Raw genomic sequence first — 24,020 nt, forward strand, 5'->3', positions numbered from 1 at the left:
CGGAGACGTCCGAACAAAAAGACGGTGGATACGGTTTGTACCTCTACCGAAGTTAGGTGGCCCAAGTGAAGAGAATTGCGGTCCAAAGTGAACGGCGGGTTAACGAATCCCGGCCATTTGCTGACATCTGACGGGTTGCGGTTGCGTTACGTGCGTCACAGTCGTAGGGCCCGCGGCCTGCGCCTTGGCCACCGCGGACTGCAAATAGACTGGTAGGCATGGCCCCCGGTACCGGACTCACAGCAAGCGCACGATTCCTGCGCGGGCGGATCCGCACCGGGTTTGTCCGGAGCCGCACGTCGCTCCTGCCTGCGATCCAGATGACGGCCTGCGCCGTCGGGGCCTACGCCTTCGCCGAGTACGTGCTGGGCCACACCGGGCCGCTGTTCGCCGCTACCTCCTCGCTGATCGCCCTGGGCTTCTCCCGGGACCCGCGGCTGCGCCGGGTCGTGGAGGTGGGCCTGGGCTGCACCATCGGCATTGTGGTGGGCGACCTGCTGCTGCACTGGCTGGGCGCGGGGATCTGGCAGGCCGCCGTCGTGCTCCTTTTCTCGATTCTGCTGGCCCGCTTCCTGGACAGCGGCACTATTTTCACGACCCAGCTGGGCCTGCAGTCCCTGCTGGTGGTGCTGCTGCCGGCGCCCGCGGGAGGGCCGTTCACCCGGAGCATCGACGCGGTGGTCGGCGGCGTGTTCGCGCTGCTCGTGACCTTCCTGATTCCCAAGGATCCACGCCGGGAACCCCGCAACGACGTCAAAAAACTGCTGCATGAACTGGCCGAGGTGCTGCGCGAGTGTGCCTCGGCGTTGACCCACAGCGACTCCACCCAGGCGTGGCATGCGCTGATCCGCGGCCGCAACTGCCAGCCGCTGGTCGATGCGATGCGCCAGACGCTCCGCGCCTCCGGCGAGGTCGCCACCCTCGCGCCGGCCTACCGGCGGCACCGGGAGGAGCTGGACCGGCTGGCGCAGTCGGTGGACTTCATCGACCTCGCGCTGCGCAACAGCCGCGTGTTTGCGCGCCGGCTGACCAGCGCGATCAACCACGCCGCCCTCTCGGACGAGGCGACTGAGAACATCGTCGAAGTCCTGCAGGAGACCGCGGCCGCGATTGACGAACTGGGGCTGGGACTGGCGGAAGTCCAGGACGGAACGCGGCGCGCCCACCTGCGCACCGCCCGGGCGGAGCTGAGCGAGACGGCCGGCCGGCTGCACCCGCGGCTCCTCGATGTGCAGCGGCTTGAGGGCGAAACCGTGGTGATGCTCTTCCGCCCGCTGATGGTGGACCTGCTCGAGGCCGCCGGCATGGATCCGGACGAGGCCCGGGAGGTCCTGCCCGCCCTCTAGGACCGGTCCCGCCTCTGCGGACGCCCGGGCGCGGCGCCGCTGCACGGCGCCGCTAGATGCAGGAGTGGTCGAAGTCGAACCCGCCGGACACATATTGGGTGACGGTGACCTTTCCGCCGCCGGTCAGCGCGGCGTCGGCGCAGCCGCGTTTGGCGCCGGCGAGGGAGCGGGCCCCGGCGAGCCAGCTCGGCAGCGTGTAGAGGTTGCTGGAGGAAGGCACCGTTCCGACGATTTGGTCCCACTGGCTTCGGGTGGAGTAGAGGCCGGCACGGGCTCCGATGCTGGCGAAGTACGCCGCCATGCCCTCCAGGTCCGCACGGTTCGCCAAGGTTCCCTGTGACCAGCTGTTGCCGGTTTCCACGTCAAGCCACCACAGGTACGACGCCGGGTTGCTGACGCCCCGGATGGTGGCGTCGTCGTAGGCCTTCGCGTATCCGTACATATAGGAGCAGGCAGGCCCGTAGGATCCTGCGGTGCACTCTCCGTAAGGGTTGGCCACGGTGGTCCCGCCGTAGGTGTTGCTGCTGGGCCACCACGACCCGGCTGCCCCGGGATTCGCTGTGTTGACGTACAGGGCCACCAGCGGCTGGCCGGTTCCGCCCTTCGAGGTGCCGGCCCAGGTCAGCTGCGTGCCAAGGCAAGGGTTCGTGGTGTTGGCCAGCCCGTTGTTGACGCCGACGATGCCGAAGGTCTGGCCTTTCGGCAATGCCTTGCCACACTGGGGCCACGAGACGTCGTTGCCGGGACCGGGTGCCGTGGCTGCCTCGGCGGGCAGCGCGGCAAACGCCAGGACCGCTGCTGCGGCGGCCGCCAGGACCACCCGGAAATGCCACCGGGAAACAGCTGGGTTACGAGTAGACATGGTCGGCCTTCCGTTAGTGCCTTGGCACGGCAGGAACCCAGCATGGGCGGTAGAGGCGTGCACCGTCAAGGCCCTCCCGCAACGGACGCCGGCCGCCCGAGGCGGGGCTCCGGGACGGATGTCGGCGCCCCCGGTTAGGGTTGAGCAATGGCAACCAAGACAACCCGCGCCGCCAAGGCGCCGGGCTATAAGTGCGCGGAATGCGGCTGGACCACGGCCAAGTGGGTGGGCCGCTGCGGCGAATGCCAGGCGTGGGGCACCGTGGAGGAGACCGGCGCCGCGGTGGCGCGGACGACGGCGGCGGCCACCGTCCTGGAGCCCGCCCGCCGGATCGCCGACGTCGACGCCACAACGGCCGCGTTCCTCCCCACCGGGGTGGACGAGCTGGACCGGGTGCTCGGCGGCGGCCTGGTTCCCGGCGCGGTAATCCTGCTGGCCGGCGAACCCGGCGTGGGCAAGTCCACGCTGCTGCTGGACGTCGCGGCAAAGTTCGCCCGCACAGCCCAGGACGTCCTCTACGTCACCGGCGAGGAGTCGGCGGCCCAGGTGAAGCTGCGCGCGGACCGGATCGACGCCGTCGCCGAATCGCTCTACCTGTCCGCCGAGACGGACCTCGGCCAGGCCCTGGGCCAGGTGGAAAAACTCGAGCCGCGGCTGCTGGTGGTGGACTCGGTCCAGACCCTGAGCAGCGCCGATGTCGAGGGCAGCGCCGGCGGCGTCTCGCAGGTCCGCGAGGTGGCGGCCTCCCTGATTGCCGCGGCCAAGCGACGCAACATGACCACCCTGCTGGTAGGGCACGTGACCAAGGACGGCTCCATCGCCGGACCCCGGCTGCTTGAGCACCTGGTGGACGTGGTCTGCCAGTTCGAAGGCGAGCGGCACTCGCGGCTGCGGCTGCTGCGCGCGGTCAAGAACCGCTACGGCCCCACCGACGACGTCGGCTGCTTCGACCTGAACGAGGACGGCATTGTGGGCCTGGCCGACCCCAGCGGCCTGTTCGTCTCGCGCACCAAGGACCCCGTGTCCGGTACGTGCATCACGGTGACGCTGGAGGGCCGCCGCCCGTTGCTGGCCGAGGTGCAGTCCCTGCTGGCGGAGAGCGCCAACGCGCAGCCGCGCAGGGCCACCAGTGGCCTGGACAGCTCAAGGGTGGCGATGCTGCTGGCCGTGCTGCAGCAGCGGGCCGGTTGCCTGCTGCACAAGGACGATTCCTACGTAGCGACCGTGGGCGGGGTCAGGCTCAGCGAGCCCGCCACGGACCTCGCGGTAGCCCTGGCCGTCGCCTCGGCGAAAGCCAAGAAACCGCTCCCGCAGCGGCTGATCGCCTTCGGCGAAGTGGGCCTGGCCGGCGAGGTCCGGCCGGTGCCGGGGATCAACCAGCGCATCCAGGAGGCCCACCGGCTGGGGTTCACGCACGCGGTGGTCCCGGCGAGCCCCAACGGGCCCGGGCCGGTCCCGGCCGGCTTCTCAGTCCGGGAGGTCGGACACCTGGCCGAGGCCCTGGGCCTGCTGATCAGCTGACACCCGACGGCGTGCGCCGGGGGCGACTTAGGACCCTAGCGTTGCGGTTCCTGCGGGCGCACGATTGGACAAGAAGCTCCTGCGGCGAAGGGACCGGTCATGATGTGGGGGTACGGGCAGAACATGTGGTGGATGTGGCTCTGGGGCATGCTGCTCCTGGTCGGCATCGCCGTGCTTGTGCTGCTCGCTATCCGGGTCTTCGGCGCACCCGGCCGCGGTGTGCCGCCCGGGCAGGGCCATGCCGGGGCTTACGGAACACCTGCCAGCTTTGGCGCGGGCCCCGGAGGCCCGGGAGGCCCCGGCGGCAGGAGCCAGGCCCGGCTGATCCTCGATGAGCGCTTCGCGAGGGGCGAGCTGACCGCGGAACAGTACCGCGAGCATGTAAAGGAACTCGGCGAGGGCCCGTAGTGGCGCCGATCAGCCGCCGGAACGCCCTGCTGCTGGGCGGGCTCGGAGCCTCCGCGACGATTGCCGGCGGCGCGGGGCTGTGGTCTTCGCTCAACTCCCGGGCGTCGCCGGTGACCGGACAGGATCTGGCCCAGCCCGCGGCGCTCCGCAGCTCGGGCGGCATCCTGGCCGCCACCCTTGAGGCAGCGCCGGGGAGGCTGCCGCTCGCCGGCCGGCTGGCCGGGGCCCTGGGCTACAACGGCGGCATCCCGGGGCCCACCCTGCGGCTCCGGGCCGGCGAGGTGCTCCGGCTCCGGCTGGTGAACAAGCTCGCCGAGCCGACCAACCTGCACCTTCACGGCCTGCACGTCTCGCCCCAGGGCAACAGCGACAACGTGTTCGTGACCGTGGATCCGGGCGGCAGTTTCGACTACGAGTACCAGCTCCCGGCCGGCCACCCGCCGGGCCTCTACTGGTACCACCCGCACCACCACGGCCGGGTCGCCGCCCAGATCTTCGCCGGCCTCTTCGGCGCCATCATTGTCGAGGACGCCGAGCCCGTCCCGGCGAGCGCCGAGCGCATCCTGCTGGTCTCCGACACCAGCCTCGACGGCGCCGGGGACGTGGCCGAGCCCGCGGAGCCGGAGCGGATGGCCGGGCGTGAGGGCGCGGTGCTCCTGGTTAACGGGCAGGCCAATCCCCGCTTCGCGGCGCGCCCCGGGGACCGGGAGCACTGGCGGATCGTCAACTGCTGCGTGGCCCGGTACCTGAGGATGCGGCTGGACGGGCAGAAAGTGCAGCTGCTGGGGATGGACTCCGGGCGGTTGCAGGCGCCGTCGGACGTGCAGGAGGTGCTGCTGGCGCCGGGGAACCGGGCGGAGCTGCTCGTCACGGCCGCCAACGGGGAATCGGTGCTGCGGGCGCTGCCCTATGACCGGGGCCGCCTGGCCGGGATGGCCGGGCGCGGCATGGGACCGGCCCCGCCGGAAGGCGGGGATGGGACGGCGGATCCGGCCGGTTCTGCCCTGGCCACGCTGCTGGTCGCCGGGGGCCCCGCCTCGGCCGTCGCTGCTGTCCCTGCCGGGCCCGCGCCCCCGGAACTGGGCTCCGCCGTCGTTGCCGCCCGCCGGCAGCTGGTCCTCGGCACCGGGATGGGGATGGGTGCGGGCATGGGCATGATGGGCTTCACCATCAACGGCCGGGCCTTCGATGAGTCCAGGACGGACACCACCGCGGCCGCCGGGACGGTCGAGGAGTGGACAATTATCAACCGCAGCCCGATGGACCACCCGTTCCACCTGCATGTGTGGCCCATGCAGCTCGTCGCGGAAAACGGACGGCCCGTGGAACCCGCGCTGCGGGATGTGGTCAACGTGCCCGCCAACGGGTGGGTCACCGTGCGGATCGCGTTCCGGGATTTCACCGGCCGTTCCGTGTACCACTGCCACATCCTGGACCACGAGGACCTCGGCATGATGGGCGTGATCGAGGTGCGCTGACGCTCCCCGGCCGGCTGAGGCTCCCCAGCCGTCCGCGCACTCTTGCCAAACATACCCCCCGGGGGTATGTTTGGACGGATCCTGGACGCAACGACCTTCCCGGGAGGCAGGAACCATGGAACACCAGCACAGCGGGCGAATAAGCCAACTGCAGCCCGGCGGCAGCGCCGGGCACACCCACCACGGGCCGCCGGCCGTGCCGGACGATGAGCATGTGGTGCACAGCCACGGCCAGCATGCCGGGCACAGCGTCGCGATGTTCAAGAACAGGTTCTGGCTGACACTCGCGCTGGCAGTTCCGGTGGTGCTGTTCAGCCCCATGTTCGGGCACCTCCTCGGCTACCAGCCGCCCGAGTTTCCCGGTTCCGCGTGGATCCCGCCGGTGCTGGGCACGGTGGTGTTCCTCTACGGCGGCCAGCCCTTCCTCAAGGGCGGCCTCGCCGAGCTGAAGTCGCGCCGGCCAGGAATGATGCTGCTGATCGCCATGGCCATCACGGTCGCTTTCCTCGCTTCCTGGGCGACCAGCCTGGGCCTCGGCGGATTCGACCTCGACTTCTGGTGGGAACTGGCGCTCCTGGTGGCGATCATGCTGCTGGGGCACTGGATCGAGATGCGGGCCCTCGGCTCGGCGCAGGGGGCGCTGGACGCGCTGGCGGCACTGCTGCCCGACGAGGCGGAGCGCCTTACCGACGGCGGGACGGAGACCGTGAGCGTCGCCGACCTCGTGCCGGGAGATGCGATCCTGGTCCGCCCGGGCGGCCGGATGCCGGCGGACGGCACGGTCACCGAGGGCCAGGCGGAATTCGACGAATCGATGATCACCGGCGAATCCAAAACTGTCCTCCGCTCCCCCGGCGATCCCGTGGTCGCCGGGACCATCGCGACGGATAACAGCGTCCGCGTGCGGGTCTCGGCGATCGGGGAGGACACCGCCCTGGCCGGAATCCAGCGCCTCGTCGCCGAGGCGCAGGCCTCTTCCTCGCGGGCCCAGGCCCTCGCAGACAGGGCGGCGGCCTTCCTGTTCTACTTCGCCGCCGGGGCCGGCGTACTGACCTTCATCGCTTGGACCCTGCTGGGCAGCGTTGCCGACGCCGTTGAACGCACCGTCACGGTGCTCGTCATCGCCTGCCCGCACGCCCTGGGCCTTGCCATCCCGCTAGTGATCGCCATATCCACCGAGCGCGCTGCCCGGGCGGGTGTGCTGATCAAGAACCGCATGGCGCTGGAACGGATGCGCACCGTCGACGTCGTGCTCTTCGACAAGACCGGAACCCTCACCAAGGGCGCCCCGGCGGTCCGCGCCGTGGCCGCCGCGGGAGGGGTCAGCCAGGACGATGTCCTGGCCCTGGCCGCCGCGGTGGAGTCGGACAGCGAGCACCCTGTGGCCCGCGCAATTGTCGGCGCCGCCCGCGAGCGCGGACTGGACGTGCCGGCAGCCACGGACTTCACCGCCCTGACCGGCCGCGGTGTCCGCGCCAACATCGGCAACAGGCAGCTCCACGTAGGCGGACCGGCCCTGCTGCGGGAACTGGCCGCCGCGGAACCCACGGAGCTCGCCGCGGCCACCGCCGCCTGGATCGAGCGCGGTGCCGCGGTGCTGCACCTGATCGAGGGCGGACGGGTGCTCGGCGCTGTCAGCCTGGAGGACGCCGTGCGCCCGGAATCCCGGCAGGCCGTCGCAGCCCTGCAGCACCGCGGCATCAAGGTCGCCATGATCACCGGCGACGCCGCCCAGGTGGCCCGCGCCGTCGCCGCGGAGCTGAACATTGACGAGGTCTTCGCCGAGGTGCTTCCGGCGGACAAGGACAAGAAGGTCGCCGAACTGCAGGGCCGCGGCCTGAAGGTGGCCATGGTGGGCGACGGCGTGAACGACTCCCCCGCGCTTGCCCGGGCCGAGGTGGGGATCGCGATCGGCGGCGGGACGGATGTGGCAGTCGAGTCCGCCGGGGTGGTCCTGGCCGGCAACGATCCCCGGGCGGTGCTGTCCATGGTGGACCTTTCCCGGGCCAGCTACCGGAAGATGTGGCAGAACCTGGTCTGGGCCACCGGCTACAACATCATCGCCGTTCCGCTGGCCGCCGGCGCCCTGGCCTTCGCCGGGATCGTCCTGTCCCCCGCGGCCGGCGCCGTGCTGATGTCCGCCTCGACCATAGTGGTGGCGCTGAATGCCCAGCTGCTGCGGCGCCTGAAACTCAACCCGGCCCAGGTCCGCTGAGCCGCATGGACGCCGGCTCGCACGCCTCCTCCTTCGGACGGTCCTATGCCCGCATCGGTCCGCGGATGGACGCCCGCGGGGCCGCGGCCCACCGCCGCCGCCTCGTGCAGCCGGCGCACGGCGCCGTCGTCGAAATCGGGGCAGGCTACGGCGCCACCTTCCCGTACTACCCGCCCGGGGTCTCCCATGTGCTGGCGCTCGAACCGGACCCCACCCTCCGGGAGCTGGCGTTCGCTGCCGCGGGCACGGCGCCGGTGCCGGTCACGGTGCTGAACGGGGTCGCGGAGGCACTGCCGGCGGCGGATGCCTCGGTCGACGTCGTCGTCTTCAGCCTGGTGCTGTGCAGCGTGGCCGAGCCGGCAGACGTCCTGGCCGAGGCCCTCCGGGTCCTCAAGCCGGGCGGCCAACTGCTGTTCTACGAGCATGTCCGCTCAGCGCACCGGTTGCTGGCGGCGGCAGAGGACCTGCTCACCCCGCTCTGGAGCCGGCTGGCAGGCGGCTGCCACCCGAACCGGGACACCGCCGCGCTGATCGTCCGGGCGGGCCTGGCGGTTCAGTCCCTGGACCGCTTCGGCTTCGCGGCCCTGCCCGGCAACCCGCCGCTGGCCCATATCCTCGGGGTGGCGGTCAAGCCGTAGGCCCGCCTGCGGCGTGACGCGCGAAGGGCGCCTGCCGCGGTGGCAGGCGCCCCTTGCGCGTACTGGCTTAGGCCTTTTTGGGCGGCAGCGCGAGCTTGAAGATCTTGGCCCAGGTGGAGCCGACCTGCTTCAGCAGCGGACCGGTGGTGTACGGCAGGCCGTACCGCCGGCAGATCTCCTGCACCTTCGGCGCCACCTCGGCGTAGCGGTTGGACGGCAGGTCCGGGAAAAGGTGGTGCTCGATCTGGTGCGAGAGGTTGCCGGTCATCAGGTGCATGAACTTGGAGCCGGAGATGTTGGCCGAGCCGATCATCTGGCGCACGTACCAGTCGCCGCGGGTCTCGCCGTCCACCATGTCCTCGGTGAAGGTGTCCGTGCCGTCCGGGAAGTGCCCGCAGAAGATCACCGCGTGCGCCCAGACGTTGCGGACCGCGTTGGCGGTGAGCGTGCCGTAAAGGGCCTGCTTGCCGGAGCCGGTGAGCATGGCGACCGCCGGCGTGGCGGCGTAGTCCTTGGTGAACTGCTTGAGGGCCTTGCGGCCAAGCGCCTTGAGGTCCTTGGTGAGCGCTTCCTTGGACTTGCGGCCCTCGCGGTAGTCCACGAGCTCGAGGTCGTAGATGGCGATGCCCCACTCGAAGACCGGGGCGAGCAGCGCGTTGTAGAGCGGGTTGCCCAGGTTGAAGGGCTTCCATTCCTGCTGCGGGTCCATCCGCAGGAGGTTGTACCCGATGTCGTTGTCCTTGCCGACGACGTTGGTCCAGCGGTGGTGCAGGTCGTTGTGGGTGTGCTGCCAGGAGCGCGCCGGGGTGACGAAGTCCCACTCCCAGGTGGTGGAGTGGATGTCCGGGTCGCGCATCCAGTCCCACTGGCCGTGCAGGATGTTGTGCCCCAGCTCCATGTTTTCCAGGATCTTGGCGAAGCTCAGCAGCGTGGTGCCGGCGGCCCAGGCGGCCTTGTTCTTGCTGACCAGCAGCGCCGCGCGGCCGGAAATCTCCAGGCCGCGCTGGATCTTGATCATCCGGCGGATGTAGGCGGCGTCCGAGGAACCTCGCTTGGCGAGGATGTCGTCCTTGATGGCGTCGAGTTCGCGGCCGAGCTCCGCGACCTGCTCGTCGGAGAGGTGCGCCGCGGCGGGCGGGCGGAGCAACGGGCTGCCCGTCTCGGCGAGGGCCCCGGGCCGCTTCTTTACGGCGGCGGGAGGCTTGGCGGCGCCAGCGCCGGCCGGGGAAGCGTCCCCGGAAACGTCGGGCTTGTCGGAAACAATCGTCATGCGGTGGTTCTCCTCAGAGGTCGAGGTTAACGGGTCCGGCGGCTGCCGAAACACACGTCTGGATTAGTTGGCCGGGCTCGCCGTGGACTTCGTCCGTGCGCAGGTCACGGACCTGGCCGGCCCGGAGGGGGATCAGGCAGCTGTGGCAGATGCCCATCCGGCAGCCGCTGGGCATCAGCACGCCGGCGTCCTCGCCGACGTCGAGCAGCGGGGTGTCGCCGTCGGCCTCGACTTCGCGGTCGGAGGCCTCGAAGGTGACCAGGCCGCCGTCGCGCCCTGCTCCGCCGGCAAGTTTGGTGCTGAAGCGTTCGATGGTGAGGCTGGCTTCGGATGGTTCGGTGCCGGCGGCCTCTGCCTTCCAGAGCGCCTCGGTGTCGTCGAGGAATCCTTCCGGGCCGCAGGCGTAGGCGGCGCGGCCGCGCCAGTCCGGGCACAGCTCGTCCAGCGCCGCCGTGGTGCCAAAGTCCAGCCGCCCGCGTTCGCCGCTGAACCAGTGGATGACCCTGAAATTGGGGAATTGGTCGGCCAGTTCGGCCAGTTCCTCACGGAAAATGGCCTCCTCCGCGGTCCGGGCGGTGTGGACCAGGACGACGTCGGCGTCGGGGCGGTGCGGGACCAGGGTCCGGATCATCGACATCACCGGGGTGATGCCGCTGCCGGCGGTCAGCATCAGCAGCGGACGCGGGTGCTCCGGCAGGACGAAGTCGCCCTGCGGCGGGGCCAGGAAGAGGACGTCGCCGGGCTTGGTGGTGCGGACCAGGGCGCCGGAGACGGCCCCCATGTCCGTGACGGTGATGGCGGGGTCCTCGCCGGCGGGTGCGCTGAGCGAGTAGGAACGCCAGTGGCGCACGCCGTTGAGTTCGACGCCGATGCGGGCCCACTGGCCCGCCCGGTGTGCTTGCCAGCCGCGGCCGGGACGGAAGAAAATGGTGGCGGAATCGGCCGTTTCTGGAACCACCCGGGTGACCACGCCGCGCAACTGGCGGGCAGAAAACACGGGGTTGAACAGCGACAGAATGTCTTCTGGAGCTAGGGGGGTGGTCAGTAGAGATGCGGCGCGCGCCAGCTTACGGAGCCGGATCATCTATCAAGCGTATGTCGGCATGCGTCATAATTCTTCACCCAAGGCATACGATCTACCTGAAGAAACTATCCCCGCACAACAACTTTTTGGATTCCTGTGATGGACGCTTCCCCCGCCGGCCACCCCGGCTATCCCGCGTATGACCCGCCCTGGCTGGCTCTGCCGAAGGAGGTCTCCGACATGCTCCGGCCCAGGATGCCCGGCATTGTGGAGGCCATCATCGAGGCCGTGCCTCAGCTGGTTCCCGCCTATGCCCGGCCGATCGAGGGCCGCTTCGGGCGCGGGCTGCGGCGCGGCGTGGCGACGGCGCTGGACCGCTTCCTGCAGCTTCCCGGCACCACGCTCCCGGCCCTTTCCGAAGAAAGCCGGCAGCTGGTGGCGGGGCTGGGCAGCGGGGAGTTCCGGCAGGGCAGGAGCATGGATGCGCTGCTGAGCGCCTACCGGATGGGGGCACGCGTGACGTTCCGCGAGATGTCGAAAGTTTCGGTAGAGCACCATCTGGGCCAGAACGTGGTGGTGGACCTGGGCGAGTCGATCCTGGCCTACATCGACGAGCTCTCCGCGGTCAGCGCGGAGGCGTACGCCTTTGAGCAGTCCGAGCGCGCCGGCGCAGTGGACCGCCGCCGCACCGAACTGCTGGACCTGCTGCTGCTGGGACAGGCGGACGAGGCGGCGCTGCGCCAGACCGCGGCCATGGCGGACTGGTCGCTGCCCCAGCGCATGGTGGTGGTGACGCTCCCGGTGGACCGGGCCGCCGGGCTGCGGCTGCGGCTGGGTCCGGGAACGCTGGTGATTGAACGCGAGACCGACGCTGTGGCGCTGGTCCCGGCACGGAAGTCCAAGTCCGCGCGGAAGGACCTAGAGAAGGCACTGCGGGGCCGCGGCGCCTCCGTGGGCCCGGCCGGCGGCTGGGAAAAGGTGCCCGATTCCCTGCGACTGGCGGTGCTGGCGGCGTCGGTCCTGCCGCACCGGGACGGCCCCGAGGACCCGCCGATCTGGGCAGACGAACACCTGTCGGCGGTGATCCTGGGCGCCGAGCCCTCCGCCATCGCCGAACTGGCGAACCGCCGGCTCGCGCCGCTGGAGGGGCTCCGCCCGGCGCAGCGCGAGCGCCTGGCCGAAACGCTGCTGTCCTGGCTGCGCCACTGGGGCCAGCGCGCGCCGGTGGCCGCGGAGCTGGGCATCCATCCGCAAACCGTAGGGTATCGGGCTGCCCAGCTGCGGGAGCTCTTCGGCGATGCGCTGGAGGACCCGGCGGCGCGGTTTGAGCTGGAGCTAGCGCTCCGTGCTGGTAAGCGTTAGACAGCGGCGCCGCTAGCTGGCGATCGCCTCCCGGCCGCGGAGGCGCATCTCGAGGTCGTTCATCACAATCGCGGCGAGGTCTTCGAGCGATTTGGTGTCATCAGCACTGAACTCCCGCGGCTCCCGGTCCAGGATGCAGAAGGTGCCGAGGTTGTGGCCGTCCGGGGTGCGCAGCGGGACTCCGGCGTAGAACTGGAGCCCGAACTCGCCCGCCACCAACGGGTTTGTCAGGGTCCTGGGGTCCGTCGAGGCGTCCTCGATGATCCAGGGCCCGTCCTGCAGGATCGCCGAAGCGCACAGCCCCGGGTCGCGGCCGATCTCGGTGACATCGGTGCCGTGGTGGGACTTGAACCAGATCCGGTCGTGGTCCACCACGCTGACAATCGCCACGGGGACCGAGAACAGCCGGGCAGCGAGCGCCGTAATCCGGTCGAACGTGCCGTCCCCGGGGGTGTCGAGGATACGGTACCGCTCGACGGCGCGCATCCGGCCCTCCTCATCGTTCGGCCCCGCCGTGCGGTCCAGCCGGTGCCGGGCCGCGCTGTTGATGACTTCCTGGCGCAGCGCCAGGGAGACTTCCCGGGCGTGCGGCCTGGCGGCGGGGTCACGGGACAACATGGAGGACAGCAGCGCCACCCACATGGGGGCGAGTTCCTCCGGAATCTGCGGGTCCTGCAGCAGCCTGGCGACGGCGGACTGGATCGGCGCGCCCGGGTAGGCCATCTTTCCGGTCAGCCCTTCGAGCAGCACAAGGCCGAGGGAGTAAATGTCGCTCGCCGGTCCGGCGGGTTCGCCGGCGGCCTGCTCGGGGCTGAGGTAGGCCGGCGTCCCGGAGGTGCCGCCGTCGTCGTCGGCGCGGTTCTGCCCGAGGATGGTCGCGACGCCGAAGTCGGTCAGCTTGGCCCGGGGCCGGCGGTCCTCGTTGCTGTAGTCGACCAGCAGGATGTTGGCGGGCTTGATGTCCCGGTGCACGATCCCGTGGTGGTGGATGTAGGACAGGCCGTCCGCCAGGTCGTAGCCGATGTGGGCCATGTGCGCGGCGGACAGCGGGCCGAGCAGGGACCGGCGGCGCAGGTCCTGGCCGGGCACGAGTTCCATCACGAGGTAGGTCAGCCGGGAGTCCGGATGGCTCAGGTCGGCGCCGGCGTCGAAGAGCGTGACCAGGGCGTGGTGGCTCATCCCGGCGAGGATCCGTACTTCCTGCCCCTGCCGGCGGGTGTGCTCGAGGTCGTCCGCGTCGTTGCGGAAGAGCTTGACCGCCACCTCGCGCCTGAGCAGCTCATCCTGTGCGCGGTAGACGGTTGATTGGCTTCCCCTGCCAATGAGGGCTTCGATCCGGTACCGTCCGCTCAGCAGAAAGCCGGATTCCACGGTTATTGTCAACGAGTTTGTTGTTCCCTCAATACGGGTCCGCACGGGAAATCGGGCGGATCAGTCCTAAAGCCGGCCCTTTCGGCCGGCGCCCGCGCAATTAGCAAGGTTACTTATGATACCGCGGAAAGCGGATTCAGGAAGACCCTGCGGCGGGTTATTTCGGGCGCCCCGGCGGGGCCCCGGCTGGGAGTCCGGACGGCTGTCCGGCGGCTATTTTGCGGGGTTGTGCGTGCCGATCGGCACCAACGTGAGGTCCGGGTGGTTCTTCTCGATCCGGCGCAGCGCCCAGACGTCGTTGAACAGCGCCAGGTACTCCCCGTCGGAGCGCAGCAGCACCTCGGCGCCCGGCACGTTCGCCAGCGCCGGCATGGCGTCCGCCGTCGTGATCCGGGCGAGCGAGTAGGGCAGCCGCTCGAGCCGCATCGGGGCGCTGAAGTCGTGCGCCATCCGGTCTTCGACCACCTCGAACTGCATCGGACCGACGGCGGCCAGCACGGGTGCCTGGTCGCCGCGGATGTCCGAGCGGAGCACCTGGATGACGCCCTCGTGTTCGAGCTGTTCGATGCCGCGGCGGAACTGCTTGAAGCGGCTGGGGTCCTTGGAGCGGGCCACCTGGAAGTGCTCGGGGGCGAACAGCGGGATGGCGGGGAACTCCACCGGCCGCTCCAGGAACAGGCTGTCCCCGACGCGGAGCGAAGAGGCGTTCACGAGGCCCACAACGTCGCCGGGGAAGGCCTCGTCGATGACTTCGCGTTCGCGGCCGAAGACCTGCTGGGCGTACTTGGTGGCGAAGGACTTCCCGGTCCGGCCCTGGGTGACCACCATGCCGCGTTCGAAGATACCGGAGCAGACCCGGATGAACGCGACGTGGTCGCGGTGGGCCTTGTTCATGCCGGCCTGGACCTTGAAAACGAATCCGGCGAACGGGGCATCCACCGGCCGCGGGTCCCCGTCGACGTCGGGCCTGGGGGCCGCAGGCGGCGCGAAGTCCACCAAAGCGTCGAGGATTTCCTTCACGCCGAAGTTCAGCGCGGCGGAGCTGAAGAGGATCGGCGTCGCCTTGCCGGCGTGGAACGCGTCGACGTCGAACGCGAGGTTGGATTCGATCACCAGGCCGGCCTCGTCGACGGCGTTGGACCAGTCCCCGCCCTGGCTGGCGGCGGCCTGCTCCGGGGTGAAGTACTCGGTGAGGGCGATGTTGGCGCCGGCGTTGTTGCGCTGGAACCGGGCGAAGCGGTCGTTCCGCAGGTCCCAGACGCCGCGGAAGTCACCGGAGATGCCCACCGCCCAGGTGAGCGGCATGGGCTGCAGCCCGGTGCGTTCGGTGATCTCGTCCATCAAGGCCAGCGCGTCCAGACCCGGCCGGTCCCACTTGTTGATCACGGTGATGATGGGCAGGTTGCGCTGCTTGCAGACCTCGAAAAGCTTCATGGTCTGGGTTTCCAGGCCCTTGGCCGCGTCCACGAGCATCACGGCGCAGTCGACGGCGGCCAGCACCCGGTAGGTGTCCTCGGAGAAGTCCGCGTGGCCGGGGGTGTCCAGCAGGTTGATGACGGTGTCCCGGTAGGCGAACTGCAGCGCCGCGGAGCTGATGGAGATGCCGCGGTCCTTCTCCATCTGCATCCAGTCGGAGACGGTTTCCTTGCGGTTGGCCTTGCCGCTTGAGGCACCGGCGGTGCCGATCACCTTCGCGTGCAGGGCGAGCGCCTCGGTCAGCGTGGACTTGCCGGCGTCGGGGTGCGAAATGACTGCGAAGGTCCGGCGCCGGGCTGCCTGCTTGTGAATCTCCTGGACTCGGGCGGGGCTGTGGACTTCTTGAGACACGGTGCTACTTTCGCTGCGGCTGTGGACGGGTCACGGCGCGGAGATTCCGCGGTACACCCAAGGCAACAAGTTTATCGCAGGCAGGGGCGCGCCCGGGCGGCGGTCCAAAAATGCGCTTTCGGGACAGGATGCTTTGGGCATCCTTGGGGCGCTCTTCCCGGGGCCGGAATGGGCCACTTTGAGGCTTGTCCGTGCGGAAACCGCCCTCCGGTACCCCTATGATGGTGCATACGGGAAACCGGGCATTTTGTTCTTGCCGGAAATCGTTGGAAATCCGACCAAAACCGGCGCACTTGCGGGCAGTGGACCGCACCTTTGAAGGGAAAACTTATGGCTCGGAGCCCCGAAGATGCACTCAAGGCGACTCTGGCCAGGGTGGCACCGGGGACGGCCCTGCGGGACGGGCTCGAACGCATCCTCCGCGGACGGACCGGCGCCCTGATTGTGCTGGGCATCGACCGGACCATCGAATCCATCTGTTCCGGCGGCTTCGAAATCGGGATCGACTTCTCCCCCACCCGGCTGCGCGAACTGGCCAAGATGGACGGCGCCATTGTCTGCGACAAGGACGCGAGCAACATCCTGCGCGCGGCGGTCCAGCTGGTGCCGGACTCCAGCATCGAGACCCAGGAGTCGGGCACCCGGCACCGGACCGCGGAACGGGTTGCCATCCAGACCGGCGTTCCGGTTATCTCGGTGAGCCAATCGATGCAGATCATCGCGCTGTACGTCAACGGCCTGCGCCACGTCCTGGAAGGCTCCGAGAAGGTCCTGGCCCGCGCCAACCAGGCCCTGGCAACCCTGGAGCGCTACCGTTCGCGCCTGGACCAGGTGACCAGTTCGCTCTCGGCCCTGGAAATCGAGGCCATGGTGACGGTGCGCGACGTCGCCGTGACCCTGCAGCGCCAGGAGATGGTGCGGCGCATCTCCGAGGAGATCTCCCAGTACGTGCTGGAACTCGGCGAGGACGGCCGGCTGCTCTCGCTCCAGCTGGACGAGCTGACGGTGGGGCGCGGGCCCGGCAGCGACGTGATCATCCGCGACTACTCGGGCCCGCACGCCTCGGCGGAGGACATCGAGAAGGCCGTGAAGGCCCTCGTGAACCTGGGGCCCACAGAGCTGATCGACCTCGGCAAAATCGCCGGGATCGTCGGCTTCGCCGGCGGCGAGGCGAACCTCGACGCCGTCGTCCAGCCGCGCGGCTACCGCCTGCTGTCCGGGCTGAAGGCGGTCCCCAAGGCCGTCGCCGACCGCCTGGTGGACCACTTCGGCGGGCTGCAGTTCCTGATGGCGGCCACGATCGATGACCTGATGACCGTGGACGGGATCGGCGACCAGCGCGCCCGGACCGTCCGCGAGGGCCTGAGCCGGATGGCCGAGGCCAGCCTGCTGGACCGCTTCCTCTAAACCCTGGACCCCCGGTCGACTGCTCCGTTATGGCCCTTTTGGGCGCGGAAAAGGGCCGTTACGGAGCAATCGATGAGGATCAGCCGAGCTGGAAGACGGCCTTCGGACTTGTCTTGTTGCCCAGCCGGGCAGTGAATACGTAGGTGCCCGCCGCGGGCTGGGCCGCCACCGCGGTGCAGCCCTCCACGGAGCGGTTGCGGGCCCACGGGAAGTTCGCCGTCTCGCTCTGGCCGGGGGCGATCGTCTTGACCATGTCACTGCTCTCGGCCCGGCAGTCGCTGGAGGAGAAGATCCGGTCCGAGCCGCTGGTGACCACGTATTCCATCTGCGAGGTCCCGATGTTGACCTCGCACGGGACCCTGTTGCCGTTGGTGACCTTCAGGGTCAGCAGCGGGTTTTCCCAGGCCGCGTAGGCGGCCTTGTCCGTGGCCGCGGCGACGGTGAGCAGCTTCTCGTCGCAACCCGTGCTCGGGCTGGGCGAGGCCGCGGCGGTCTCCTGCGGGCTGGGCGGCGGGGTGCTGCCCGGCTGTTCCTGCTGCGGGGTTCCGCTGGCCGCGGCCGCCGGCGCCGCACCGTTGAGGGCGTTGGAGATAGCCACAAAACCGCCCACGGCGAGGGCGAGCACCAGCAGCAGGATCGCCCCGACAAACAGCCGGCGGCGGCGGTAGACCGGGCTGACCGTTTTCCGGGCCGGGTTCCGGCTGGCCTTTGCCCTGGCGGACGCCTTCGGCCCCGAACCGTGCGTGCCTGAGTTGCCTTGCCTGACCATTCTTCTAGGCTAGAGAACGCGGCGGGTTCTGCCTGCCAACCACGCCGCTGGCGGCACTATGGTCCGCATCTCTATTAAGCTGGACCGATCAAAGCCTTAGCCGATTCCCCCGCCCTCCCGGCCGCCCCGGCCGTTCCGCTTGCCCCGGCCGTTCCGCTTGCCCGCCTGCACGCCGCCGTCGCTGACTGGTTCGAGGACGCCGCCCGCGATCTTCCGTGGCGGGCGGCGGACTGCTCCGCTTGGGGTGTTCTGGTCAGCGAAATCATGCTTCAGCAGACGCCCGTGGTCCGGGTGCTGCCGGTCTGGGCGGAATGGCTGCGGCGCTGGCCGGCCCCGGCCGACCTGGCCCGCGAGCCCGCCGGCGAGGCGGTCCGGTCCTGGGGCCGGCTGGGGTACCCGCGGCGGGCGCTGCGGCTCCACGCGGCCGCGGTCGCGATCGTGGACAACCACGGCGGCCAGGTCCCCGGCCGCTACCCGGAGCTGCTGGAGCTCCCCGGCGTCGGGGCCTACACAGCGGCCGCCGTCGCCGCGTTCGCCTTCGGCCGCCGGGAGACGGTGGTGGACACCAACATCCGCCGGGTCCACGCCCGGCTCGTCACCGGCGCCGCGCTGCCGGCGCCCGCCCTGACGGCCGGGGAGATGAAGCTCGCCGCGCAGCTGCTGCCCGACGGCGACGCCGCCTCGGTGCGCTGGAACGCCGCCGTGATGGAACTGGGGGCCCTGGTGTGCACCGCGCGGGCGCCGAAATGCGGGGAGTGCCCCGTCCGCGACGCCTGCGCGTGGCTCGCCGCCGGCGAACCGCCGCCCAGCTACACCCCCAAGGGGCAGGCCTGGCACGGGACGGACCGGCAGGTGCGCGGAGCCGTGCTCGCCGTCCTGCGGTCGGCCGAATCGCCGGTGGCCCGCGAGCTGCTGGAGCGCGCCCCGGTGGACTTGGGCTTCGAAGCGGACGGGATCGGTGTTCCGCTCGCGGCGCTGCACCGGCTCAACTCGGCGCCGGAGCAGCTCGAACGCGCCGTGGCCGGGCTGCTCAGCGATGGCCTGGCCGAGCTGCACAACGGCGGCCTGCGGCTCCCCGGCTGAGGCTCCCGCGCCGGGCTAGGGTTCCCCGAAGCCGGCCTGGATCAAGGATCCCAGGTAGTCCACGGCCCTGGCCGCGTCCGGGCCGCTGGCCTCGACGTGCAGCACGGTCCCCTTGACGGCGCCGAGCATCATGAGCTCGGTCATGGACGCGCCGTCCACGCCGTTGACGGTGACGTCCGCGTCCATTCCGGCCAGGCCGCCGGCAATTTTCGCCGCCGGCCTGGCGTGCATCCCGGCCTGGTTGACGAGCTCGAAGTCGCCCTGGGCGTCCGGCGGCTGCTGGTGTTCGTGCTCGGGCCCGTGCGTGTGCGCCGGCGGCCGGTAGACGGCTTCGGCTGCCTCCTTCACGGTCTCGGCGTCCGCCCCGGCCTGGGCCGAGACCGCGGCGGCGACCAGGCCTTCGATCAGCGGGGCGTCGGCGAGGTGGATGGATTCCGGGTCCGCGACGAACTCCACCGCCGACTCGGCCGTCATCACGGCGGAACCGAGATCGGTCAGCACCACCACGCCGCCCCCGCCGGCGGCCCGCTCCAGCGCGGCCATGACCTTCTCCAGGCTGGTTCCGATCCGGCCGTCGTCGGTGCCGCCCGCGGCGAGGATCAGGACGTCCGGCGCCATTTGCGCGGCGAGTTCGACGGCGCCGTCGGCGATCTTTTCGCTGTGCGAGACGACGACGAGCCGGACGGTCATCCGGCGGCCCCGGCCGCGGCGCGCAGGATCAGGGCGCTGGAGACCGCTCCCGGGTCCCGGTGGCCTATGCTGCGCTCCCCCAGGTAGCTGGCGCGTCCCTTGCGGGCCAGCATCGGGTCGGTGGACACGGCCCCCGCCTCGGCAGCCTCGGCCGCGGCGGCCAGGACCTTGTGCACGTCACCGTCGCCGGCCGCGGCGGCTGACGCGTCGACGGCCGGGGTCCAGGCATCCACCATGGTCTTGTCGCCGGACTCGGCCTTACCGCGGGCCACGATGCCGTCGCGGGCCGCCTGCAGGGCCGCGGCCAGCATCCCGGCGTCGATGTCGGCGGCATCGCCCAGCGCGGTGGCGGCGCGCAGGAAGGCCGTTCCGTAGAGCGGGCCGGCCGCGCCGCCCACCTTCGACATCAGGGTCATGGCGGTCAGTTTCAGGGCCGCCCCGGCCGTTTCCGGCGGCGTCTCGGCGAGCTTGTCCATCACGGCCTTGAAGCCGCGGTCCATGTTCTCGCCGTGGTCGGAGTCCCCGATGGGGCGGTCCAGCTCGATCAGTTCAACCCGGTGCTCGGCCATGGCCTCCGCGGACAGCGTCAGCCACCGCACGGCCCAGTTAACGTCCAGCCCCACGTTCAGACGCCCCAGCGAAGGGCCGGCGTGTGGACGGGCGCGTCCCAGAGCGCGGTCATCTCATCGTCGAGGCGCAGGACGGTGATCGAACAGCCCTGCATCTCCAGGGAGGTGATGTAGTTGCCCACCAGGGAGCGCGCCACGGTGACGCCCTGGTCCGCGAGTCGCTGCGCGGCCCGGCGGTAGACGATGTACAGCTCACTCGCCGGGGTGCCGCCCATGCCGTTGACGAAAAGCAGCACCTTGTCACCGGAGTTGAGCCCGAGGTCGCTGACCACCGGGTCCAGCAGGCGGTCGGTGATGCCGTCTGCGGCCTCCATGGGAATCTTGTGCCGGCCGGGCTCGCCGTGTATGCCGATGCCGATCTCGATCTCGTTTTCCTCGAGCTCGAAGCTGGGAACCCCGGCGTGCGGGACGGTGCATGCGCTCAGGGCCACACCCATGCTGCGCACGTTCTGGTTGACGCGGTCGCCGATGGCTGCGACGGCGTCGAGGCTGTCGCCGCGTTCGGCCGCTGCGCCGGCGATTTTCTCGACCAGGACGGTGCCGCCCACGCCGCGGCGCCCCGCCGTGTAGAGCGAGTCCTGCACGGCGACGTCGTCGTTGACCAGAACCGTGCGGACCTCCACCCCCTCGGCCTGTGCCAGTTCCGCGGCGGTCTCGAAGTTCAGCACGTCGCCGGTGTAGTTCTTCACGATGTGCACGACGCCGGCGCCGGAGTTCACCGCGAGGGTGGCCGGCAGGATCTGGTCCGGGGTGGGCGAGGTGAAGACCGCGCCGGGCACCGCGGCGTCGAGCATGCCCATCCCGACGTAGCCGCCGTGCAGGGGCTCGTGGCCGCTGCCGCCGCCGGAGACGAGGCCGACCTTGCCGGCCACGGGGGCGTCCTTGCGGACGATGAATTTCGGATCCGGGTGGACGGTCACCAGGTCGGCATGGGCCAGCCCGAAACCTTCCACTGACTCGTCGACCACGGCTTTGGGATCATTGATGAGTTTCTTCATGGCTGTGCTCCCTGGATGGTGTCCTGGCTGCTTGCTTAGACCCTACTACCGGGGCCCGGCCAGCGGTAGGCTCCGGATTCAACCACGAACGTAGGTCAGGTCCGGACGGCTGGCTCGGGGGTGAAACCGGGCCACGCGTCGGCGCCGAGCGCGTCCTGGCGGCGCGGCCGGTGCGTGGAACCGGCGCTGTCCCCGCCGGACGGGTCCGGCGGCAGCGGAACGGCATCGACTGTCATTTGGAATGCGGAGAAATCTGGAAAAACCACGCGATTCTGCAATTTCTGCCTCCGGAAGCTGGCGGCCCGCCCCATCGGGCCGGGATCAGTTTATCCACCAAGTTGATTTAGCGGAAGACCCCGCGTTCCGGGCAGCGGGGGCCTACAGCGTCCGGATCATCCGGGTGTTGCCCAGGGTGTTCGGCTTGACCCGTGCCAGGTCCAGGAATTCGGCGACGCCTTCGTCATGCGAGCGCAGGAGCTCCGAATACACCACCGGGTCCACCGCCGTCTGGTCCGCCATCACGTCGAAGCCGTGCTTTTTGAAGAAGTCCACCTCGAAGGTCAGGCAGAAGACCCGGGAGATGCCCAGCGCCCTCGCGTCCTCCAGCAGGCGCTCCACCAGCAGGTGCCCCACGCCTTTGCCGCGCCAGGCGTCCGCGGTGGCCAGGGTGCGCACCTCGGCCAGGTCCTCCCACATGACGTGCAACGCCCCGCAGCCGACCACCTCGCCGTCGGCCGATTCGGCGATCCGGAACTCCTGAAGGCTCTCGTAGTAGGCCACGGTTTCCTTGGCCATGAGGATACGCTGGTCGGCCAGGGGCGCGACGAGGGTCTTGATGGCAGCGACGTCGGACGTGCGGGCAGGGCGGATGCGGATCGTCTCAGTCACAGCCCAATCCTACGGCGCGGGCCCGGCGGCGCTCCGCCGGCCGGGCCCGGGCGGGTCAGAGACCGAGCTCGTCCGGGACGGGGAGGTCCTTGTCCAGCAGGTGCCTGGCGAGGAAGTGCTCGACGACGCCGTACCAGACCTTCGCGTGCTGCGGCTGCAGGATCCAGTGGTTCTCGTCCGGGAAGTAGAGGAACCGGTGGTCCGTCTCGCCGTTTTCATCGGCCGCCAGCGCGGACTTGGAGAGCAGCTCGTACCAGAGCCGCAGCCCCTCGCCGATCGGCACCCGGTAGTCCTTGTCGCCGTGGATGACCAGCATGGGGGTGCGGATGTTCTCGACGTGCAGGTGCGGGGAGTTCTCGGCGGCCATCTCTGCCGTCATCTCTTTGAGCCAGTACTGCGCGGAGTCCGTCGTCGGGCCGAACTGGTCCAGGGCCCAGAGGCTGGCATGGGTCACGATCGCCTTGAACCGGTCCGTGTGGCCCGCGACCCAGTTCGCCATGTAACCGCCGAAGGAGCCGCCCATGGCCGCCGTGCGGGTCTCGTCGATGTCCGGGCGGCGCACCACGGCGTCGGTGATCGCCATCAGGTCCTGGAAAGGCGCCTTGCCCCACTCGCCCCAGCCGCGCTGGATGTGCTCCTGTCCGTAGCCGGTCGAGAGCGCCGGGTCCGGGAGCAGCACCGCGTAGCCCCTGGCCACGAGCAGCCACGGGTTCCAGCGCCAGGTCCAGGCATTCCAGGAGCCCAGCGGTCCGCCGTGGATCCAGAGCAGCAGCGGCGCCGGGTTGCCGGCCGAGGCGCCCTCGGGCAGGGCCAGGTAGCCGGGCACCCGGTTGCCGCCGGGCGAGGTTGCCTCCACCCGCTCGAGCACGCCGCGGTAGGCGGGACGTTCGGCGGGGGCGGGAAGGCGGGTGACGTCCCCGCCGGCCAGGTCGATCCGCACGGCTTCCGCCGGGAATTCGTAGGAACTGCGCAGCGCGAAGGCGCTGCTGCCGTCCGGGGCAACGGCGACGTCAGTGTAGGCGGTGCTGTCGCGCGTCAGCCGGACCGGCTCCGCGTCCTGCCCGTCCTCGCCGGTCACGTCGATTCGGAACACCGGGGAGGCGCCGTCCTCGTCCGCGGTCACGAGCAGGGCTGAACCGTCCGGCAACCAGGCCGCGGGCCGGGCCCAGCGGTCCCAGCCCGGCGCGAGCGGCACCAGCCCGGCACTGCCGCCGCCGTCGGCGTCGGCTTCTGAGCCTGCGCCCGAAACATCCAGGAGGTGCAGCGCGACCCGGGGCGCCTGCTCGGGCGTGGTGTCGGTCTCGCTGAGCACCACCAGGGTGCGGCCGTCGGGGCTGACCGGGCCCGGGAAGTAGCTCATGCCCTCGGTGTCGAGCAGGACCCGGCGGGTGCCGCTGGCGACGTCGATGGCCACCAGCACGGTGCGGGAGTCGGCGTTGGCGAGCGGTCTGGTGAAGCTGCTGAAGAGGGTCTTGCCGTCCGGGCTGGCGACCGTGTCGGCCTCGCGCAGCCCGTTGCCGGCGTCGGGGGTCAGGTTGCGCAGGCGCACCGGCGGGGCGGCGTCGACCGTGGCCGGCTTGCCCGGCTCCGGCTCTGCGCCGGGTTCGACGGCGAACAGCCGGGGCTGCGCGGGCCCCAGGTCCGCGTCCCAGTAGCGCACGGGATAGCCGCTGTGCAGGATCGCGGCCACCTTGTTGTCCTGGCGCGCCTTGCGGCGGTCCTCGTCATTGTCCTCGTCCGTGGAGCCGGCGAGCACGGATGCCGTCACGAACAGGGCATCCGCGTCCCTGGCGGCCACGAGTCCGCTGACGCCGCCGGCGCGTGAGAGCGCCACGCGGGCCTCGCCGCCGTCGGCGGGAAGGACCCAGAGCGCGTTGACCGGCTCGGCGTCCGGGTTTTCGGGGTCCGGGCGGGCGGAGGTGAAGTACAGATTGCCGTCGGCGGCGAACACGGCCCCGGCCTCGCCCTTGGCGCTGCGGGTGATCCGCCGGGCCTTGTTTTTGCCGGCCGGGTCCAGTTCCCAGAGGGCGGTGCGGTATTCGGTGCCCTTGTCGTTGAGTGTGGCCACGGTGGTGACGAGCCGTTTGCCGTCGGGGCTCAGGGCTAGGCCGCTGACCTTCGGGATGGCGAGGTAGTGGTCCAGGTCGTGGAACGGGGTCTCGGGGTATTCGCCCAGGGTGCGGGGATCGGTAGAAGCCATGCCCACGATTCAACACCTCTTGTGCCGCCGATCA

The 24,020-nt window shown here is 70.4% G+C and carries 21 protein-coding genes; 9 read left to right on the forward strand and 12 right to left on the reverse strand.

The annotated features are described in order from the left end of the window. Window positions 1-218: 218 nt before the first annotated feature. The gene (locus tag E7Y32_RS04560) at window positions 219-1,346 is read left to right on the forward strand and encodes an aromatic acid exporter family protein (protein WP_146336078.1); all 1,128 of its coding nucleotides are present in this window, start codon (window positions 219-221) and stop codon (window positions 1,344-1,346) included. 52 nt (window positions 1,347-1,398) lie between these two features. Here E7Y32_RS04560 and E7Y32_RS04565 read toward each other — a convergent pair whose 3' ends face one another. After that, window positions 1,399-2,208, reverse strand: coding sequence for a hypothetical protein (locus E7Y32_RS04565; protein ID WP_146336079.1), 810 nt, complete (start codon window positions 2,206-2,208; stop codon window positions 1,399-1,401). A 147-nt stretch (window positions 2,209-2,355) separates the two neighbouring features. Here E7Y32_RS04565 and radA point away from each other — a divergent pair, with 147 nt between their 5' ends. The 5 genes from radA to E7Y32_RS04590 all read left to right on the forward strand — a co-directional run bounded on the left by radA (window position 2,356) and on the right by E7Y32_RS04590 (window position 8,468). Continuing rightward, on the forward strand, window positions 2,356-3,729 hold the full coding sequence (gene radA / locus E7Y32_RS04570; RefSeq protein WP_146336080.1) for a DNA repair protein RadA: 1,374 nt from the start codon (window positions 2,356-2,358) through the stop codon (window positions 3,727-3,729). A gap of 99 nt (window positions 3,730-3,828) precedes the next feature. After that, on the forward strand, window positions 3,829-4,137 hold the full coding sequence (locus E7Y32_RS04575) for an SHOCT domain-containing protein (protein WP_146336081.1): 309 nt from the start codon (window positions 3,829-3,831) through the stop codon (window positions 4,135-4,137). Then, window positions 4,137-5,615: a multicopper oxidase family protein gene (locus tag E7Y32_RS04580; RefSeq protein ID WP_146336082.1), complete on the forward strand. Its 1,479-nt coding sequence runs from the start codon at window positions 4,137-4,139 to the stop codon at window positions 5,613-5,615. Before E7Y32_RS04575 ends, E7Y32_RS04580 begins: the two co-directional genes overlap by 1 nt. A 115-nt stretch (window positions 5,616-5,730) precedes the next feature. Further along, a complete protein-coding gene (locus E7Y32_RS04585) occupies window positions 5,731-7,830 on the forward strand; it encodes a heavy metal translocating P-type ATPase (RefSeq protein WP_146336083.1) in 2,100 nt (699 codons plus the stop codon). Between the two features lie 5 nt (window positions 7,831-7,835). Further along, on the forward strand, window positions 7,836-8,468 hold the full coding sequence (locus E7Y32_RS04590) for a class I SAM-dependent methyltransferase (protein ID WP_146336084.1): 633 nt from the start codon (window positions 7,836-7,838) through the stop codon (window positions 8,466-8,468). A gap of 67 nt (window positions 8,469-8,535) precedes the next feature. Here the strand turns inward: E7Y32_RS04590 and E7Y32_RS04595 are convergent, their stop codons facing one another. Both E7Y32_RS04595 and E7Y32_RS04600 read right to left on the reverse strand, forming a co-directional pair. Further along, window positions 8,536-9,738, reverse strand: coding sequence for an acyl-CoA desaturase (locus E7Y32_RS04595; RefSeq protein WP_146336085.1), 1,203 nt, complete (start codon window positions 9,736-9,738; stop codon window positions 8,536-8,538). Between the two features lie 13 nt (window positions 9,739-9,751). Beyond that, window positions 9,752-10,822: a ferredoxin reductase gene (locus E7Y32_RS04600; protein ID WP_146336086.1), complete on the reverse strand. Its 1,071-nt coding sequence runs from the start codon at window positions 10,820-10,822 to the stop codon at window positions 9,752-9,754. 99 nt (window positions 10,823-10,921) lie between these two features. Between E7Y32_RS04600 and E7Y32_RS04605 the strand changes: the two genes are divergently transcribed. After that, entirely contained in the window at window positions 10,922-12,124 is a 1,203-nt protein-coding gene (locus E7Y32_RS04605; protein WP_146336087.1) for a CdaR family transcriptional regulator, read from the forward strand. A 12-nt stretch (window positions 12,125-12,136) separates the two neighbouring features. Here E7Y32_RS04605 and E7Y32_RS04610 read toward each other — a convergent pair whose 3' ends face one another. Next, a complete protein-coding gene (locus E7Y32_RS04610) occupies window positions 12,137-13,495 on the reverse strand; it encodes a protein kinase domain-containing protein (RefSeq protein ID WP_146336088.1) in 1,359 nt (452 codons plus the stop codon). Between the two features lie 213 nt (window positions 13,496-13,708). After that, window positions 13,709-15,322 (reverse strand): peptide chain release factor 3, encoded by a 1,614-nt coding sequence (locus E7Y32_RS04615; RefSeq protein ID WP_146336089.1) that lies wholly within the window; start codon window positions 15,320-15,322, stop codon window positions 13,709-13,711. Window positions 15,323-15,652: 330 nt separating this feature from the next. On the opposite strand from E7Y32_RS04615, the gene disA reads away from it, so the two are divergent. Then, window positions 15,653-16,729 (forward strand): DNA integrity scanning diadenylate cyclase DisA, encoded by a 1,077-nt coding sequence (gene disA / locus E7Y32_RS04620; RefSeq protein WP_138767775.1) that lies wholly within the window; start codon window positions 15,653-15,655, stop codon window positions 16,727-16,729. 79 nt (window positions 16,730-16,808) lie between these two features. Here disA and E7Y32_RS04625 read toward each other — a convergent pair whose 3' ends face one another. Next, complete coding sequence (locus E7Y32_RS04625) at window positions 16,809-17,498, reverse strand: hypothetical protein (protein WP_146336090.1); 690 nt, start codon at window positions 17,496-17,498, stop codon at window positions 16,809-16,811. A 264-nt stretch (window positions 17,499-17,762) separates the two neighbouring features. On the opposite strand from E7Y32_RS04625, the gene E7Y32_RS04630 reads away from it, so the two are divergent. Next, window positions 17,763-18,581 carry an A/G-specific adenine glycosylase gene (locus tag E7Y32_RS04630; protein ID WP_261382537.1) on the forward strand — a complete coding sequence of 273 codons (819 nt, stop codon included), beginning with the start codon at window positions 17,763-17,765 and terminating at the stop codon, window positions 18,579-18,581. 15 nt (window positions 18,582-18,596) lie between these two features. On the opposite strand, the gene dhaM is transcribed toward E7Y32_RS04630, so the two are convergent. The 6 genes from dhaM to E7Y32_RS04655 form a co-directional block, all read right to left on the reverse strand. Beyond that, window positions 18,597-19,271 (reverse strand): dihydroxyacetone kinase phosphoryl donor subunit DhaM, encoded by a 675-nt coding sequence (gene dhaM, locus E7Y32_RS04635; protein ID WP_146336092.1) that lies wholly within the window; start codon window positions 19,269-19,271, stop codon window positions 18,597-18,599. Beyond that, window positions 19,268-19,894 carry a dihydroxyacetone kinase subunit DhaL gene (gene dhaL / locus E7Y32_RS04640; protein WP_146336093.1) on the reverse strand — a complete coding sequence of 209 codons (627 nt, stop codon included), beginning with the start codon at window positions 19,892-19,894 and terminating at the stop codon, window positions 19,268-19,270. The genes dhaM and dhaL overlap by 4 nt, the downstream gene beginning before the upstream one ends. 2 nt (window positions 19,895-19,896) lie before the next feature. Next, window positions 19,897-20,898 carry a dihydroxyacetone kinase subunit DhaK gene (gene dhaK, locus E7Y32_RS04645; protein WP_146336094.1) on the reverse strand — a complete coding sequence of 334 codons (1,002 nt, stop codon included), beginning with the start codon at window positions 20,896-20,898 and terminating at the stop codon, window positions 19,897-19,899. A gap of 95 nt (window positions 20,899-20,993) precedes the next feature. Next, complete coding sequence (locus E7Y32_RS16250; RefSeq protein WP_186467043.1) at window positions 20,994-21,134, reverse strand: hypothetical protein; 141 nt, start codon at window positions 21,132-21,134, stop codon at window positions 20,994-20,996. 142 nt (window positions 21,135-21,276) lie between these two features. Beyond that, entirely contained in the window at window positions 21,277-21,786 is a 510-nt protein-coding gene (locus E7Y32_RS04650) for an amino-acid N-acetyltransferase (RefSeq protein WP_146336095.1), read from the reverse strand. Between the two features lie 55 nt (window positions 21,787-21,841). Continuing rightward, on the reverse strand, window positions 21,842-23,986 hold the full coding sequence (locus E7Y32_RS04655; protein ID WP_146336096.1) for a prolyl oligopeptidase family serine peptidase: 2,145 nt from the start codon (window positions 23,984-23,986) through the stop codon (window positions 21,842-21,844). Window positions 23,987-24,020 lie beyond the last annotated feature (34 nt).

The sequence above is a fragment of the Arthrobacter sp. UKPF54-2 genome, from assembly GCF_007858535.1.
In the GTDB taxonomy this organism is placed as follows: domain Bacteria; phylum Actinomycetota; class Actinomycetes; order Actinomycetales; family Micrococcaceae; genus Arthrobacter.